This is a genomic window from Vibrio cionasavignyae, assembly GCF_050337155.1.
Lineage (GTDB): Bacteria > Pseudomonadota > Gammaproteobacteria > Enterobacterales > Vibrionaceae > Vibrio > Vibrio nomapromontoriensis.
In genome coordinates, this window is record NZ_JAKJSR010000009.1 from 119,594 (window position 1) to 136,154 (window position 16,561).

13 protein-coding genes are annotated in these 16,561 nt (G+C 43.4%); 6 read left to right on the forward strand and 7 right to left on the reverse strand.

The window, feature by feature from the left end; genetic code table 11:
- The first annotated feature begins 56 nt into the window (after positions 1-56).
- Positions 57-1,358: a phosphopyruvate hydratase gene (eno, locus tag L4D74_RS01220; protein ID WP_250615805.1), complete on the forward strand. Its 1,302-nt coding sequence runs from the start codon at positions 57-59 to the stop codon at positions 1,356-1,358.
- Positions 1,359-1,411: 53 nt separating this feature from the next.
- Here the strand turns inward: eno and L4D74_RS01225 are convergent, their stop codons facing one another.
- On the reverse strand, positions 1,412-1,852 hold the full coding sequence (locus tag L4D74_RS01225; protein ID WP_428750351.1) for a hypothetical protein: 441 nt from the start codon (positions 1,850-1,852) through the stop codon (positions 1,412-1,414).
- A 413-nt stretch (positions 1,853-2,265) separates the two neighbouring features.
- Here L4D74_RS01225 and L4D74_RS01230 point away from each other — a divergent pair, with 413 nt between their 5' ends.
- Positions 2,266-3,441, forward strand: coding sequence for an Ldh family oxidoreductase (locus L4D74_RS01230; protein WP_428750352.1), 1,176 nt, complete (start codon positions 2,266-2,268; stop codon positions 3,439-3,441).
- A gap of 89 nt (positions 3,442-3,530) precedes the next feature.
- Here the strand turns inward: L4D74_RS01230 and L4D74_RS01235 are convergent, their stop codons facing one another.
- A complete protein-coding gene (locus L4D74_RS01235) occupies positions 3,531-4,562 on the reverse strand; it encodes an AraC family transcriptional regulator (protein ID WP_428750353.1) in 1,032 nt (343 codons plus the stop codon).
- Between the two features lie 127 nt (positions 4,563-4,689).
- Between L4D74_RS01235 and L4D74_RS01240 the strand changes: the two genes are divergently transcribed.
- Positions 4,690-5,829 (forward strand): arginase family protein, encoded by a 1,140-nt coding sequence (locus tag L4D74_RS01240; protein ID WP_428750354.1) that lies wholly within the window; start codon positions 4,690-4,692, stop codon positions 5,827-5,829.
- Between the two features lie 507 nt (positions 5,830-6,336).
- Here the strand turns inward: L4D74_RS01240 and L4D74_RS01245 are convergent.
- The 3 genes from L4D74_RS01245 to L4D74_RS01255 form a co-directional block, all read right to left on the reverse strand.
- A complete protein-coding gene (locus L4D74_RS01245; RefSeq protein ID WP_428750667.1) occupies positions 6,337-7,020 on the reverse strand; it encodes a GntR family transcriptional regulator in 684 nt (227 codons plus the stop codon).
- Positions 7,021-7,176: 156 nt separating this feature from the next.
- Positions 7,177-8,589, reverse strand: a complete 1,413-nt coding sequence (gene pykF / locus L4D74_RS01250; RefSeq protein ID WP_428750355.1) for a pyruvate kinase PykF — start codon at positions 8,587-8,589, stop codon at positions 7,177-7,179.
- 485 nt (positions 8,590-9,074) lie between these two features.
- The gene (locus tag L4D74_RS01255; RefSeq protein ID WP_428750356.1) at positions 9,075-9,833 is read right to left on the reverse strand and encodes a metalloregulator ArsR/SmtB family transcription factor; all 759 of its coding nucleotides are present in this window, start codon (positions 9,831-9,833) and stop codon (positions 9,075-9,077) included.
- Positions 9,834-10,214: 381 nt separating this feature from the next.
- On the opposite strand from L4D74_RS01255, the gene L4D74_RS01260 reads away from it, so the two are divergent.
- The 3 genes from L4D74_RS01260 (at position 10,215) to arsJ (ending at position 13,024) form a co-directional block, all read left to right on the forward strand.
- Entirely contained in the window at positions 10,215-11,219 is a 1,005-nt protein-coding gene (locus tag L4D74_RS01260; protein WP_428750357.1) for an ArsJ-associated glyceraldehyde-3-phosphate dehydrogenase, read from the forward strand.
- Positions 11,219-11,716, forward strand: a complete 498-nt coding sequence (locus tag L4D74_RS01265; RefSeq protein WP_428750358.1) for a phosphatase domain-containing putative toxin — start codon at positions 11,219-11,221, stop codon at positions 11,714-11,716. Before L4D74_RS01260 ends, L4D74_RS01265 begins: the two co-directional genes overlap by 1 nt.
- Before the next feature lie 66 nt (positions 11,717-11,782).
- The gene (gene arsJ, locus L4D74_RS01270; protein ID WP_428750359.1) at positions 11,783-13,024 is read left to right on the forward strand and encodes an organoarsenical effux MFS transporter ArsJ; all 1,242 of its coding nucleotides are present in this window, start codon (positions 11,783-11,785) and stop codon (positions 13,022-13,024) included.
- Between the two features lie 53 nt (positions 13,025-13,077).
- Here the strand turns inward: arsJ and L4D74_RS01275 are convergent, their stop codons facing one another.
- Positions 13,078-13,938, reverse strand: a complete 861-nt coding sequence (locus tag L4D74_RS01275; protein ID WP_428750360.1) for a GGDEF domain-containing protein — start codon at positions 13,936-13,938, stop codon at positions 13,078-13,080.
- A gap of 403 nt (positions 13,939-14,341) precedes the next feature.
- A complete protein-coding gene (locus L4D74_RS01280; protein WP_428750361.1) occupies positions 14,342-16,480 on the reverse strand; it encodes a TonB-dependent siderophore receptor in 2,139 nt (712 codons plus the stop codon).
- Between the last annotated feature and the right edge of the window lie 81 nt (positions 16,481-16,561).

Here is a 16,561-nt window from a genome sequence, read left to right on the forward strand (position 1 = left end):
TTATGCGGCTGCCTTTAAATTGACATTAAATTTTTATTTATTGAGAGGAAACATCAATGTCTAAGATCGTTAAAGTTCTAGGTCGTGAAATCATCGACTCACGTGGTAACCCAACTGTAGAAGCTGAAGTTCACCTAGAAGGCGGTTTCGTTGGTATGGCAGCAGCTCCATCTGGTGCTTCTACTGGTTCTCGCGAAGCTCTTGAGCTACGTGACGGTGACAAATCACGTTTCCTAGGTAAAGGTGTTCTTAAAGCAATTGAAGCTGTTAACGGCCCAATCGCTGAAGCACTAGTTGGTCAAGACGCGAAAGCACAAGCTGACGTTGACCAAGTAATGATCGACCTAGATGGTACGGAAAACAAATCTAAGTTCGGCGCGAACGCTATCCTAGCGGTTTCTCTAGCGAACGCTAAAGCAGCAGCTGCTGCTAAAGGCATGCCTTTGTTCGAGCACATCGCTGAGCTAAACGGCACTCCTGGTCAATTCTCTATGCCTCTACCAATGATGAACATCATCAACGGTGGTGAGCACGCTGATAACAACGTTGACATCCAAGAGTTCATGATCCAACCAGTTGGCGCAAAAACTCTTAAAGAAGCGCTACGTATCGGTGCTGAAGTATTCCACAACCTAGCGAAAGTACTTAAAGCTAAAGGCCTAAGCACTGCAGTGGGTGATGAAGGTGGTTTCGCTCCTAACCTTGAGTCTAACGCTGCTGCTCTAGCTGCTATCCAAGAAGCTGTTGAAGCTGCTGGTTACGTACTAGGTAAAGACGTTACTCTTGCTATGGACTGTGCAGCTTCTGAGTTCTTCGACAAAGAAACTGGCAAGTACAACATGAAAGGCGAAGGCAAAATCTTCACTTCTGAAGAGTTTAACTTCTACCTACAAGACCTTGCTAACCAATACCCAATCGTATCTATCGAAGACGGTCTTGACGAATCAGATTGGGCTGGCTTCAAGCACCAAACTGAACTTCTAGGCGACAAGCTTCAACTAGTTGGTGACGATCTATTCGTTACAAACACTAAGATTCTAGCTCGTGGTATCGAAGAAGGCATCACTAACTCTATCCTAATCAAGTTCAACCAAATCGGTTCACTTACAGAGACTCTAGCTGCAATCAAGATGGCTAAAGACGCTGGCTTCACAGCAGTTATCTCTCACCGTTCTGGCGAAACTGAAGATGCAACTATCGCTGATCTAGCGGTAGGTACAGCTGCAGGTCAAATCAAAACTGGTTCTATGAGCCGTTCTGACCGTGTTGCTAAGTACAACCAACTTCTTCGCATCGAAGAAGCTCTAGGTGAGCGTGCACCTTTCAACGGTCTAAAAGAAGTTAAAGGTCAAGCGTAATCGCTTAATCGTAAACGGATTTTAATGAAGCCGCTCCTAAGGAGCGGCTTTTTTTATATGCTTTTGTGCCTGATTGCATTACTAATGATATTCACAGCCCCTTCAGTGCTGATAAAGTCTTGCTTTATCGAGTTCTCCTGACGAAAACATATCGTAAAACCATTCTCATTCTTCAGCTCATTTTCTATTTCAACCGGTAGCTCACAGCGAATCATTTGGTCGTTTCCGCGAATACATGCGTATTTTGTGTACGGTGTGAGCGCGACCGTGCTGCCATTCGCTAGGGCAATAGAAATTTCACTATTGCATGTTTCGATGGCCTTACTGAATTCAATGATGAAATATAGTACGTGGTCATTCGCGGTTTTATATAAGTTGACAGTATTGACGAACTCAAGATTACAGTGAGCCTCTGCAACAAAGCCATAATGGTAGTTGTTTAGAACCCAATACCCGGCTTTCAGCGTTCGACGATCGTAATGCAAATTTGTCATAAATTTCTCCCTGGTTAATGACATAAATTCAATAGTTAAGTTAGGTAACACTTTTCAAATCTGACAATATTCAATAAATGTGAGTAAGTGAAAAAACAACTCAAAAGGAAGTTACTGTCATGAGTAATTGACAGGCTTCTGTGAAGATTTGAATTTTCAGTGAAATAGGTTTGTGTATAAGTTTAAATTATTGATTGTATTGGGTTTTGTTTGGTGTCTTAATGCTTTTTAATTATGAGTGATGCTATATTTTTAATCGGAATGTCACAAGAGAAATGAGGCAAGTAATAAAAGAAACATACATAGTGCTAGAAGAGGTGGCTCCAGTATGTTACTTCTTTGATTACTTATATCGAATAGACTAAAGCCAGTTTCATAGAAAACGAATTTCCACTAAATTAGAGGACATCACCATGGCTAACGTAGCAAGCCCTACCACTACATTTGACAACGAATATTTCTCATTCATTGTTTCTGAATCATGGAAACACATCGGCTCAACTCAAGAGCACGCTGATATTCTAGCGCACAACCTACTTGTTGGTGGCCTACAAGGTAAGCTGCACCAAGGTCTTGGTGTTATCGAAGCGGTAACGATTCCATATGAAGCGGGTATTCTAGATCCTTCTACAACGCCAGTCATTGAGTCTGAAGGTGATACTTGGGCGGTTTACGATGGTAAAAAGTCTTCTGGTCACTACGCATGTACATTGATGGCTCAAACCGCTATCGAGAAAGCACGTAAGCACGGTATCTCAATCGTATTTGGTTACGACCACTGTGACGGCGGTAACTTCTCAAACTACACACAGATGGCAATGAAAGAAGGCATGTTTGCTATGTCTTCAAACAACTCAGTTCCTCTAAACGCTCCGTTTGGTGGTATGGATCCAACTATGTCTTGTCCTCCATTTGATGCGGCGTGTGTAGGTGGCGATGAGCTTCCTCTAGTCACGTCTATCATGATCGGTGAAGGTTACGACTCTCACATCTGTGATGCTATCGTCAACGACCGTGACCTGCACGTAGCAGCACTTGTTGACCAAGATACAGGTGAGCTAACAGCTGACGCTCGTAAATGGGGCTCTTTAATTGAAGGTTACGGCCGTGTTGCTGACTGTAAAGCACCTTGGACGTTCCTAACGCCTCGCCTTTACTCTATCAACATCTGGAATGAAGTAATGACAGCGATCATCAACCCGAAAGGTACGATCGCACCTGAGCTTCCAGCGATTCCAAGTGACTTCTTCACAATGGAAAATGCACCGTGTCCAGTAGGCGGTTCTTACATCCTAGTGATTGACCCAAGCCACTTCGGTCCTATCGAAGAAGTTAAGCGTAAGAGTGATGCATTTGTGAAAGCACAAAAAGCAAACCGTCCACGTAAAGGCTTCAACGAAGTATACATCCCAGATGAGTGGGGTCTAAAAGCAATGGCTGAGTCAACAGACACTCACCAAGTTATGGATTCACACTGGGATGGTTTCAAATCTTTCCTAGAGCGCTCTGGTACAACTATCGATGCGCTAAATGCGAAATGGGAAGAGAAAGTAGGCGCTGAGCGCGCTGCGGAAACCATTCGCAAGTAATTCAAAATCATACGCACTTGATTTTAGCCCAGTCTTTGACTGGGCTTTTTTGTGTTGAACATCTGACTCACAATCGCTGGAGCGAAGTGTTATTCATGACGTGATTGAATGCGGTATTGATGGGGGCTCATACCATAATAGTTTTGAAACGCTCTAAAAAACGGCGGGGAGGAATGGTAGCTGAGTAGTTCTGCTATTTCCGTCGTACTTAACGGGGTGTTAAGTAAGTAGTCGCGTGCCACTTGCATCCGTGTATCAAGGACTAAGTGCTTATAAGTGGTCTCTTCCGCTATCAGTTTTCGTCTGAGCGTACGACTGGTGGTGTTCATCTCAATAGCCATTGCTTCCATTGAGGGCAGCCCATACTTCAGTTGGGTCAGTAACTTCACTCTTATCTGGTAACTGATAGGGTGCGTGGCAGTGTCATCAATGAGAGTTTGGCTTTGTAGAGTAGCAACGTGCGCGATAAGAGCAGGGTTCATCGAAATGGCCGAACGTATCCACTCGACGGGAAAGCGCAGCTGGTTTTTTTTGGCATTAAAGCTCAGGTTGGTGGTAAAGATAGTTTTGTACAAAGGTAAGTAATGGGGAGCCGGGTAGGCGAAGTCAACATGAACGCGTTTTCGGTCAAATTCTTGCCCCAAAAATCGTTCGATACCGAGATAATAATGACAAATGGCATCTTCAATCGTGTAGTGTTGAGCCGATCTTCCATGTGAGCGGTCATCGGCAGTAATGTAAGCATATTCGCTGTCATAGCCAATGTGTATGTCGACATAATCTTTGGTGATATATGAAAATTGTAACCCAGTATCAAGAAGTTGTTTGAGGTTTTGGCAGCTAATCATCGCATATCCCCAGGCGCCCATATCCTGAAGTTTCAGCCGTTTGGCAATGCGTAACCCTAGTCCATCAATATGCAGTTGTTCAACGGTAATTGCCATTAACGTATGGACTTGACTGGCTTGGATTGGTTGATATTGCCCTTGAGTGATACGGATGATGCCGGCTTTACGCAAAAAGTTTGCAATATCTATGGCTACAGTAGACTCACTTCGGACAATATTTTCCCAGTATCCCAAAATAGCGTCAAAGAAGTGTTGTTGATTTAATGAGGTCAAGTGAGTTGTCCGAAAATGTAATACACATGTCCTAAAGTGTAATAAGCAATCGCGACGGTAGCAATTATAATTTTCCCATAGCTTGCAGTGAAGTCATTCACTAAATTAATCATTAGAGGTATCGCCCATGTTTAAGCCAAAACGTGTTGAAATTTCAAAAGAAAACTTAGAGCTCTACAAAGATATTTATTGGAACAAGTCTGACGCAGATTTTTACATTAACGAAGATATCGCCCCAATGCAGCAGCGTATGGCTGAGCAGGGTGTAGAAGCGTTCAGTTTACTCGGTAAAGAGCACGTTGGAGCATTTGGTGCGCCTTATGTAAACAATTTTGAAAACGCAGACATCGTGATGTACGGTCTGACGATGGACAAGTGTTCTCCGAATGCTGGTGGTCATAAATTTGGTCCAGGAGCAATTCGTGATGCGTCTAAAACGGGTATGGGTCTTATTCACCAAGATGGAACAATGCCGTTTGAACTGTGTAATATTATCGATTACGGAAACTGGGATGGCTTAGGTCAGTTCAACCTAGATGAAGAAATGCGCAATGCACAGAAAGTCGTGGATGACATGGTTATTAACCATGGTTGTACACCATTTTTCTTCGGTGGTGACCATACCGTGGCTTACCCTGGCCCTGCTGCACTAGCAAAAGTTCACGGTCCAGTATCTTTGATTCACATTGATGGCCACTTTGATCTGTTAACTCGTGCTGATTTTGATTACGAGTCTTATTCAGGTAACTGGTACTGCCGTTTAGCATCTGAAGGTGCTATTGACCCAACAACCAGCGTAAGCATGGGTATGCGTGGTCGCTGGTGTGCTTCTCAACAAGGTAAAGCGAAAGCGATTGGTGGCAATTTCTTCCTTGCGGATGAAATGTACGATCTTGGTATCGACCACATTGTTGAGCAAATTCTTGAGAAACAAGGCGATGGTCGTCCTGTTTACCTGACATTCGATCTTGATGGTTTGGATCTTCTGGATCACAGCGCAAACTCAAGCCCAGATCCATTCGGTGTATCAGCACGTATGTACTACGATATCTTCCGTAAGTTACGTGCAACAAAGCGTATTAACTTAGTAGGTGCTGATATTGCTGAATTCGCTCCACAGAAGAACTCTGATGAGAAAGATGCGCTGCTAACCGCTGCATTTGGTTGGGAGCTGCTTACATGGTTGGCTGAGTGCCGTTATATCCGTGAAGGTAAGAAAAATCCGACAGAATGGCCAATGAGCTTCGGCCGTAATATCGAGTTTTAATCGAGTCGGTTAAATCGGTCGTATACATGATCATTTAGAAAGCCAGCTGCTATTGCAGTTGGCTTTCTTGTATTTGAGAATCAAGAAAAATACCGTGGAGAGAGAAATACTCTTATTCAGAAAGAGTGGAAAAATCGTGCTACTACATTAGACTTTAGTCTAATGTAGGTTAAAACTTGACCTGTTTGATATTGTGAGTACACTACCGTTTCTTTGAGTAATATCACATTTTTTTTAGTTACATTTTGCCCATGAAAATGAATGATAAATGGCTTGGTGTTTTGGCTGGTCATGGTTGTTTTTTTATAAGTTGATAGGGAAATCAGCATGTTGGGCGTGCGAGGTCGATTATGTACAATCACTTTCTTGTTAGATTAACCATTGGGACACTTGTGGTTCTCGGTATTAAGTTGAGCGCATTATACTTTTTGCCAATGGTGTTGTTGTTAAACACGCACCACAAAGAGTTCTTTGGATGGTAAAAAAACCGGGGTTGTCCCGGTTTTTTTATGCCATTTCAATCGCGTCGATTTGAGGCTCGATCTCTTTTATCATGTCATTGATGAATACTGACAGTTGCAGCTTTGCTGCTTCGAGATCTTTATCAAGCGTCAGTTTCATGATTTTTTCATGCTCATCAATACGGAAGATCTCATCAAATCCTTTTGGATAGCGACTTAATGATACCTGACGATAGCGCTTGATCTGACGAATAATGTCGTGCAAAAACTCCTGCATGTTTTTCGAAAAACAGCCACTAAATAGTGCGAGATAGAATGCTTCTTGGCGCTCTTCCCACTCTTTCCAGTTAAAGTTATCACCCTGAAATTTAAAGCGAGAGAGTTTATGGAACTCGGTGAGAATATTGAGCTCCCAGTTTTCGTTACCTTGCTGGATTGATTTTTCCAACAATACAGACGCGACCACATTTAAGCTTTCATGTAGATCATAAAGCTCTGTCTTGGATATAGGCGCCACCCAGCAGCCTTTTTGTGGCTCTAGTTTGACGTATTTTATCCAAGATAATTGAATCAATGCTTCTCGAATAGGAGACGCACCGACGTTATATTTTTCTTTAAGCTCAGCGACAACCAACTTTTGGTTCGGCTTGAGCTCTCCCGATAGAATATCCTGACAAATATCTTTTGCGACTTTGTCCGTCAACGTTGGGCTCGACACAATACACCTCATCATCCAATGGAATAATAGACTAAAACAAACAGGCAGTATGGCGTGTTGTAAGTCGGCGAGGATAGTACAGTGTGTGGAAATGTTGGGCAAGAAAAATTATAAAAAAAAGAGGGCGTGAGCCCTCTTTTTATAGATGTTGCTTATGTAACGTAGGAATTAAAGTACGTGTACAGACGCTGTATTTGTTGTGCCTGAAGCAACTAGTGCACCAGAAACCATAACAACGATATCGCCTTTCTTACCAAAACCAGAGCTTAGAGCGTACTCTTTACCGTTTTTGTAGAATGCGTCAGTGCTTTCAATTGAATCAACAAGAACTGGGCGAACACCTTTTGTTAGTACAAGTTGTGCTGCTGTTTTTGGATTCGTTGTAAGTGCTACGATACTCGCTGTAGGGAAGTATTTACGTACAGAACGTGCAGACTTACCGCCATCAGTTGCAACGATGATCAGTGGAGCTGCTAGTTTTTCAGCTGTGTCTACTGCACCTTTACATACTGCTTCAGTAATACGTAGGCGTGGGCTGTCTAGACGTGAACCTAGTTCAGCTTTAAGTGCGCTGTCGGTACGGTTAGCGATTTGAGCCATGATAGTCACAGCTTCAACAGGGTATTTACCTTTCGCTGTTTCGCCAGATAGCATAACGGCATCAGTACCGTCCATGATTGCGTTCGCTACGTCGCCCGCTTCTGCACGAGTAGGACGTGGGTTTTGAATCATAGAGTCAAGCATTTGAGTCGCAGTGATAACCACTTTACGTGCACGGTTACATTTCTCAATCATCATCTTCTGAGCGAAGATAACTTCTTCAGCTGGGATTTCAACACCTAGATCGCCACGAGCAACCATGATGCCGTCAGACGCTTCAAGAATTGCATCGAAGTTATCAACACCTTCTTGGTTCTCAATTTTTGAGATGATGTGGATGTTTTCGCCGCCGTTTGCGTTTAGCAGTTCACGAATTTCTTTTACGTCTTCTTCTTTACGGATGAAAGAAGCGGCAACGAAATCAACGCCTTGCTCACAACCAAACTTAAGGTCAGCTTTGTCTTTTTCAGAAAGCGCTGGAAGTTTAACTGAAACGCCAGGAAGGTTAACACCTTTGTTTTCGCCAAGTGCACCGTTGTTAAGAACTTTACACTTAACTTCAGTTTCAGTCGTTGCGATAACTTCCATTTCGATTAGGCCGTCATCGACTAGGATAGTGTTACCAGCAGAAAGATCTTTTGCAAAACCAAGGTAAGTAACAGCAACTACGTCTTTGTTACCAACAACAGAAGCGTCAGTAGTAAACGTGAACTCTTGACCAGCAACTAGGTCGACATCGTTGCCGTCTTCTAGTTTGATTGTACGAATTTCTGGACCTTTAGTATCAAGCAAGATTGCAAGCTGCTTACCAACTTTCGCCATTACTTCGCGGTAGTTAGTGATACGAGCTGCGTGCTCTTCGAAGTTACCGTGAGAGAAGTTCAGGCGCATTACGTTCATGCCTGCATTGACAAGTTCAGTCAGCTTTTCTACAGATTCAGTTTTTGGGCCAATCGTACATACGATTTTGGTCTTTTTCATGGAAGTTACTCTCCGGTAAGTAATATTTACAATTTGAAGTTAGTCGTTGTCCACCGAGAAGGCTAGAAATGCCCACGAATAATTCATGTGAGCTATCAAAATTTTATCTAGCTTGTCGTCTTCTTGGTATGAAAGTCTTTCAATACGTTTAGTCATTTTATGACCAGTTAAGGCGCTTTCTTGCCTCGAATTCTGTGATGCAAACCACTATATGTCAGCGATATTGCAAAAAAATAAACAATAATTTCGTAATTTATTTTCTTTTCGGTGCGGATTCTACCACCTAATTGATCAAAGTTCACGGTACATAACTTGTTTTAGAGCAAGCTTTCGACGCTTAATATTTAATTTTTAGATCGAAATAAATAATTTGGATGAATCATCAATATGTTGTAACTTTTTTTCAGAATGTACTTTCAAGTTACAGAATTTCTTCTCTACATTATTCGTTTGTTTTGGGGGAAATGTAACCAGTTAGCTTGTTGCTAATTGGGTGCATCATGCCGGTGTGGTCGATTGGTCGATTGATTCAGCAGTTGGTGCGCAGCAAGTAATTGAGGAGCCATACTAGAAAGTGAGGCTTTGAGTATCGCTTGTGCCCACTCAGGTAATTTCTTTGAAACTGAATAATAGACCCACTGACCTTTACGTCGATCGACGACCATGCCACATTGTCTTAGTACCCCAAGCGCGCGCGAAATTTTTGGCTGGGATTCTTGCAATGCTTCACACAGTTCACCCACGCTCAGTTCTATTTCAGAAAAAATCATCAGTGCGATCATTAAGCGCGTTTGATCCGATAAGCATTTATGGACGATAAGAGGATCAAACCCTTGTTCGCCAGTTTCGCTATGAACCAGCATAAACCATTTTATGCGTTGTTGGAGATCGGTCAAAGAGGCGCTGAATAAGGGTTCTGAATACGACGTTGGGGTGGGTAAGTCCCAAAATATACTCTCGTGACTGTTTTTAAATACCCCACATTCAGCCTGAGCAGATGAGCATAGGGTGATGACATAGTCAAAATGTTGGTCGTCAAACTCTTGCAGCGCTTTAGAGCGAAGACCCTGAGTGCTGTACCCTGCGTTTTTTAGCGTCTCAATGGTTCTCTTATCGACATGAGAGGGACGGCTGCCTGCACTGAACGCTTGATATTGTCCATCATAATGATGATTAACAATGGCTTCAGCCAGTTGTGATCTTGCTGAGTTTCCACGGCACACAAACAGAATGGTTTTTTTCATATTATCCTCAACATATGAACTTGAGTAACCAAGGTCACGGGAACATTAAACTAACAATGCGTGCATATTATGAAAGTTTTATGACGTGATGAAAAGATCCTTGACTATTTATATCTTAAATTTAATATATACGCATATCCATATATTTGTGGTGTGATATTTTTCAGAAGAGCCACATAATAGGGCGAGAAAGGAATGCATTCTGAAGACTTTCTAGCAAAGAAAGTCGCATCGCTGTCATGTCGTCGCGGTATGATTACAGAATATAAATAGCCCGATTATGGCCGAAAAACTGGCAAAATATTTATCGACTAAACTTTAACGAAGTGGTGGTACTTCCGAGTAAGACAGCCCCTTCATATCGAAAAAAGAGAGCACTCTATGGCTATCAAAGTAGGAATTAATGGTTTTGGACGAATCGGTCGTTTAGCGCTACGTGCAGCGTTTGATTGGCCTGAGCTTGAGTTTGTCATGATCAATGATGTGGCGGGTGATGCAATAACGCTTGGCCACCTTCTTGAATTTGATTCTATTCAAGGGCGTTGGCATCATCAAGTTCAAGTCGAGGGAACAACCCTTATTATTAATGACCAAAAGGTAGTCACGACACAGCAACGTGATATCAATGCGGTTGATTGGTCTGGCTGTGATGTGGTTATTGAAGCCACAGGCGTGCATCGCCACACGGATTTTTTGAATCAGTATTTAGCTCAAGGCGTGAAACGAGTGGTGGTTTCCGCTCCAGTTAAAGAAGACGGTATTGCCAATATTGTTGTGGGTGTGAACGACCATATTTTTGATCCTGCTGTGCATCGTATCGTCACTGCGGCGTCATGTACGACAAACTGTTTAGCGCCAGTGGTAAAAGTGATTCATGAAAAACTGGGTATTGAGCAAGCGGCGTTCACGACAATTCATGATTTGACCAATACCCAAACCATTTTAGATGCGCCTCATAAAGATCTTCGTCGTGCTCGTGCTTGTGGTATGAGTTTGATCCCGACGACGACCGGCAGCGCGACGGCGATCGTTGAAATATTCCCAGAATTGAAAGACAAAATTAATGGCCACGCGGTTAGAGTGCCATTAGCCAATGCGTCACTAACCGATATCATTTTTGATGTGAAACGTGATACGACGGCTGACGAAGTGAATGCTTTATTAAAAGAAGCTTCAGAAGGTGAGCTTGCTGGCATTCTTGGTTTTGAAGCACGTCCGCTAGTCTCTATTGATTATAAAGGTGACCAACGTTCAACCATTGTTGATGCGTTATCCACCATGGTAGTAGGGACGCGTATGGTTAAGATTTATGCGTGGTATGACAATGAAATGGGTTATGCCACTCGTACTGCGGAATTAGCACGTACTGTTGGATTAGCGGGGTAATGACGATGCATCCTACATGGGAATTAAGCGTCAATGAGGCTGCACTTGTTTTTACACCTTGCCCTGGTACTAAAGGGGTGTCTTTACAAGAATCGTTAGCACAGCTAAAAACGCAAGGTGTCACTATTATTGTGACGGCGCTAGACAACAGTGAGATGTCAGAAAAAGGGGTCTCTGAACTGGGAAATGCAGCGCAAGTGCTTGGAATGCAATGGTTCCAAACGCCAATAGAAGATGATAAAGCACCAGGTGAGGCGTTTGCTGCTCAATGGTCAGCGATTTCACCTACACTCCATCAAGCCATAAAATCGGGTGAAAAAATTGCGATGCACTGCATGGGCGGTTCGGGAAGAACCGGGCTTTTAGCCGCAAATTTGTTACTTGAATTAGGCTGGGATTTAGCAACGATCCGTAAAGAGGTGCAAGCACTTCGTCCCGGTGCGTTTACCAAGTCACCACAAATTGATTATGTCGAGAAGTTGGCAGCAACATTCTAATTTGTGAACGCCCTCTGTTGAGGGCTTTTTTATGTTCTTTGTATCTGTCTACATTAGGCCAAAACCATGTTGTCTAATCTAAGTAAAAGTGTACGCCAGTACATGCTAGTCACGTTTAATTACTGGAATTTTACCATTACAGATGGTGCGCTACGGATGTTAGTCGTACTGTATTTTCATGATCTAGGCTATAGCACCCTTGCCATTGCTTCTTTGTTCCTTTTTTATGAGTTTTTTGGCGTAGTGACAAATTTAGTGGGAGGGTGGCTCGGTGCTCGGCTTGGGCTCAATCGTACTATGAATATTGGTCTTGGCATGCAGATTGTTGCTTTGTTGATGTTAGCCGTACCAAGTGCAGCCTTAACTATCCCTTGGGTGATGGCCGCGCAAGCATTGTCGGGAATCGCGAAAGATCTTAATAAAATGAGTGCGAAAAGTGCGATTAAAACGCTGGTTCCTGATGAACAACAAGGTGCATTGTATAAATGGATTGCGATTCTTACTGGATCCAAAAATGCGCTAAAAGGGGCGGGGTTCTTTATTGGAGGAGTTCTGTTATCGGTGTTGGGGTTCCAGTATGCGGTCATGGCCATGGCTGGCGTGTTGGCTTTGGTATTCACTGGCAGTGTTACGCATTTGGACAACGATCTCGGTAAAGCGAAGTCTAAGCCGAAGTTTAAGCAGATTTTTTCTAAATCTGAGAGCATTAATATCTTATCTGCGGCTCGGTTGTTTTTGTTTGGCGCAAGGGATGTTTGGTTCGTGGTAGCACTACCGATTTATTTAGGTTCGGTGTTTGGTTGGAATCATAGTTGGGTCGGGGGCTTTCTTGCTTTATGGGTGATAGCGTACGGTTTTGTACAAGGGTTTGCTCCTAAGATTACTGGTAAAGCTAAGATTAAAGGTACCGCTGACGGACAGGTTCCGGATGGTGCAGCTGCCTTTTGGTGGGTACTCGCTTTAGCTATCGTCACCGGATTGGTTGCATTGGGCGTGCAAAATGAATGGCACCCTCAGTTTGTTATTGTTGCCGGATTGCTACTCTTTGGCGCTGTTTTTGCCGTGAACTCTTCCTTACATAGTTACTTAATTGTGAGCTATGCAAAAGGGGACGGCGTATCGCTGGATGTGGGTTTTTATTACATGGCTAATGCGATGGGGAGGCTCATTGGAACGATTCTCTCTGGGTGGATCTATCAGGTATCGGGCTTGGCGGCGTGTCTTTGGGTTTCGTTTGCTTTTTTACTCGTCACAACTGTTATTTCTCTACGCCTGCCGGGAGTAAAAAAGGCGCACCACAGTCATTGATTTAGCAAGATGACAGGAGATAGCAATGCTGGCTTCATTGCTATCTCCCACCCTTATGATTCCACAAAACTATCGTCACTGATTAGGTGAGCTTTACGTTTGTGTTTATTGCTATACATATTTCTATCGGCCCGTTTGAGTGTTGTACGCAAGTTGTGATGGAAAGAGGAAATACCAACGCTATAAGCTAAATCTTGATATTGGCTGAATCGCTGTTTAAAGGTGTTTTCTAGCTTGGTTAACGCTAATTGTAATAACGCATCATCGCTAGATGAGGTGAGAACGATAAATTCATCGCCTCCGTATCGTATGAGCTTATCGGTGCTAGCAAATGATTGTCGTAAGCAGCGGGCAAATTTAGTTAGTACTCGATCTCCCTCACTATGCCCCATCTCATCGTTGACTTGCTTAAAGTTGTCTAAGTCTACGGCGACACATATCCCTTCTTGCCATTGAATAGAGTTTAAGTAGGCAAGGTTGTGTAATTTTGTTAGTGGATCGGTGTGGGCTTTTTTTTCGAAGAATTTAGCTTCTTGATGTAATTCAGTGACGTCGAAGCTAGTGGTGTAGATATACAGCTCATCTTCAATCAGAACTTTAAATTTGAGTACGTTGTAGTACAACGTCTCTGTAGGGGTTTTAAATGGAATGATTTTAGGGGCGCACTCACCAAATTCTAGATACTCCATACTCGCATCGTGGCACTTTTTAAGCATATGGGCGACATCATCAGGCACGAGTTGAGCGAATTCGATCGCATTCATTCCCAGTGGATTGACCTGAGTATACTGACGAAGCCAATGTGTGAACTTATCATTTAGATAAAGGTAGTTGTGTTTGGCGTCGCGAATGGAAAGAAAGCCGGGGAAGTGCTGGAAGAGCCCGATCGCTTGGTGGTATGTTAAGTCTGTCACTGCCAATATCCTACTCAGATAAACTCGTTACTCAATCTTAAAGCGACGGTTATAGTTATCGTTTTGCAGGGTTTCTAACATGCTACTTGCATAAGAACCGTGATGCACATCACCTTGTTCTTGCTAATTTAGTATTTATGTACAAATTCTCACCAGTGAGACAGTTTAAAAGTAAAAATGGTGCTGGTGAGCAGGTTGTGTTGAAACTTTAATAGGCTGTTTTATTTGATGTTATTACGATCTTAGTTCTAGGTGATGCGAGTTCATGTGACATAAGTATTAGCAAATAATGGCTATATGGCCGTTTACCGTTTTAGGCTCTAACACTCATGTTGGTTGTCGCGATGAGATTTAAAAAGAGCGCCGAAGCGCTCTTTGGGGTTATTGTTCTGGTGCTAGGTTGCTAGAACGTTGCATTGACGGAAAGTTTGAATTTTCGCTCATCACCATAATGAACATCGGTAATCACACCGTTTGAAGAGCTGCCGCCAGCGCCAGCTAGGTACTCTTTATCGAATAGGTTTTCGATGTTAAAGCGAAAGTCCCAGCGAATATCGCCGCTCTTAATTTGGTGGGAAGCACCCGCATCTACGCGAGCATAGCCATCCATTTTCACGGTGTTTTCGTGGTCAGCCCAACGATCGCCTTGATAAAATAAACCAAGGTTGAAAGCCGTGTTATCCGTCATTGAATAGCGAGTCCACGCAGAGCCAGACCATTCAGGAACATTGACGGGGCGGTTGCCTTGATAATCGTCGTGCTTTGAATATTCGGCGTCAAGGTACATGGCAGAAGTCATGACAAACCATTTATCGAAAATTTGACCTTGTGCTGCGGCTTCAGCACCACGATGGTGCTGAACGCCACCTTGTGTTGTCACTGAGCTGCCATTGATGGTTTCACTGATACTGATATTCTTTTTCTCAATATCGAACAAGGCACCAGTGACAAGAAGTCGGTTATCCATGAGCTCCCATTTTGTCCCTACCTCATATTGACGGCTGGTTTCTGGCACTCGCTCAGTAATGGAGTCATCGCCGTTAACCACATTGTTTTGTGGTTCAAAGCTTTCCGAATAGTTCGCGTAAATACTACCATTGTAGGCTGGGTGGAAGATAACCCCCGCTTTAGGCGAGAAAGATTGGCTATCATGAGCCCCTTTCACATCGACACTACCATCACTGTTTTGCTGATCTTTATAGAAAAGATCATAACGGCCACCCAACAACACTTGCCACTGATCGTTTAGTGTCACGAGATCTTGCGCGTAGAAACCGTAAAACTGATTGTCAGAGCGGTACGCGGTGGTGTCTTTTCGGTAATCATTGCCCGGATCCTTTGGATAGGGTTGGCCAGGAATTACGGGAGTCGTACCTGAACTTTCTTTGTACTGTTCATAGTTATACAATTTTCCGTTCATGCCAAACAAGGTTCTGTGATTCACACCTAGAGCGTCAAAATCACCATTTAGGTCTAAGTGAAAAGTCTGAAGTTTCCAGTCGTCATGACGGTCGAATGGTTTAATTTCGTAGCTGCCATCAACGATAGTATTGCTTGTTGGTCTTGGCGATGAGTCTTTTCTGTGTCGTGTTAGAGTTTGGTGATTGTAGCTTGCTTTCGCAGTCCAACTTGAATTGATATAAACCGTTAAATCGGTACCAATATTTTCAATGTTGTTGTCGGTGAATGCCCAAGGCATATCACGAATGAGTTCGCGACCACCTATCGTATTACCGTCACCATCTAGCCATGCGCCAGAATCAATATTGGCTTTATCTTGCGTTCTTTCATAGTGAACCGAGACTAAGCCCCAGTCCGCTAAGTCTGCTTCAATGACACCGTAGCCAAGGAAGCGATCACGCTCTCGGTTATCGCCATTAGAATATTGACGTGATTCAACGGTGTCCTGTTTGACTAATACCGTGCGACCACGAATCGTGCCTGACTCATTGAGTGGGCCCGACGCATCTACGTGTATGCGTGTACTGCCTAAGTGATCTATATCCGTACCGACGTTCAACATGGGTTCATAAGTTGGTTTTTTCGACACCATGTTGATTAGGCCGCCCGGTGTGGTCTGACCGTATAGTAGGCTTGATGGCCCTTTGAGGATCTCTACGCGTTCAAGTGTCTCAATGGGTAACATGTAGTGCGAAAATTGTGCTTGACCGTTTCTCAAGTAGCTTGAACCTGAATCGAGTTCAAAACCACGTAAACTAAATACTTCACGGTTCCATTTTTTAGTTCCAGCACTGACGCTGGCATCATTTTGGAGTGCTTCACCTAGCGTTGTGGCAAGTTGTTCATCTAAGACGATTTCTGGGATGACGGTAACGGATTGAGGCGTCTCTAGCATCGTGGCGTCGGTACGCATCGCGCCGCTGGCACTGTCTACTTTATAATCATCAAAGCTCTGAGCATGAATGGTCATGGTTTCATCTGTGCTCGAGGCGGAATTTGCTGGTGGTTCAGCAGCGTAAATTGGGGAAGTACTAAGTGCGAGTACCACTGCACTACAAAGGGTTGTTGGTGCTAATTTCATTCTAGGCTTTCCTTGCTTGTCGTAATCAAAGCAATTTTTTTAGTTAATTATTTATTTTGTTATGCCACTATTCGTACTGGC

Bases quoted from the DNA above. Each gene is read 5' to 3' on its own strand.
- arsJ (WP_428750359.1), top strand. From the start codon at position 11,783: ATGTTGTCTAATCTAAGTAAAAGTGTACGCCAGTACATGCTAGTCACG.
- L4D74_RS01265 (WP_428750358.1), top strand. From the start codon at position 11,219: ATGACGATGCATCCTACATGGGAATTAAGCGTCAATGAGGCTGCACTT.
- L4D74_RS01230 (WP_428750352.1), top strand. From the start codon at position 2,266: ATGGCTAACGTAGCAAGCCCTACCACTACATTTGACAACGAATATTTC.
- L4D74_RS01240 (WP_428750354.1), top strand. From the start codon at position 4,690: ATGTTTAAGCCAAAACGTGTTGAAATTTCAAAAGAAAACTTAGAGCTC.
- L4D74_RS01260 (WP_428750357.1), top strand. From the start codon at position 10,215: ATGGCTATCAAAGTAGGAATTAATGGTTTTGGACGAATCGGTCGTTTA.
- L4D74_RS01245 (WP_428750667.1), bottom strand. From the start codon at position 7,020: ATGAGGTGTATTGTGTCGAGCCCAACGTTGACGGACAAAGTCGCAAAA.
- pykF (WP_428750355.1), bottom strand. From the start codon at position 8,589: ATGAAAAAGACCAAAATCGTATGTACGATTGGCCCAAAAACTGAATCT.
- L4D74_RS01280 (WP_428750361.1), bottom strand. From the start codon at position 16,480: ATGAAATTAGCACCAACAACCCTTTGTAGTGCAGTGGTACTCGCACTT.
- eno (WP_250615805.1), top strand. From the start codon at position 57: ATGTCTAAGATCGTTAAAGTTCTAGGTCGTGAAATCATCGACTCACGT.
- L4D74_RS01255 (WP_428750356.1), bottom strand. From the start codon at position 9,833: ATGAAAAAAACCATTCTGTTTGTGTGCCGTGGAAACTCAGCAAGATCA.
- L4D74_RS01225 (WP_428750351.1), bottom strand. From the start codon at position 1,852: ATGACAAATTTGCATTACGATCGTCGAACGCTGAAAGCCGGGTATTGG.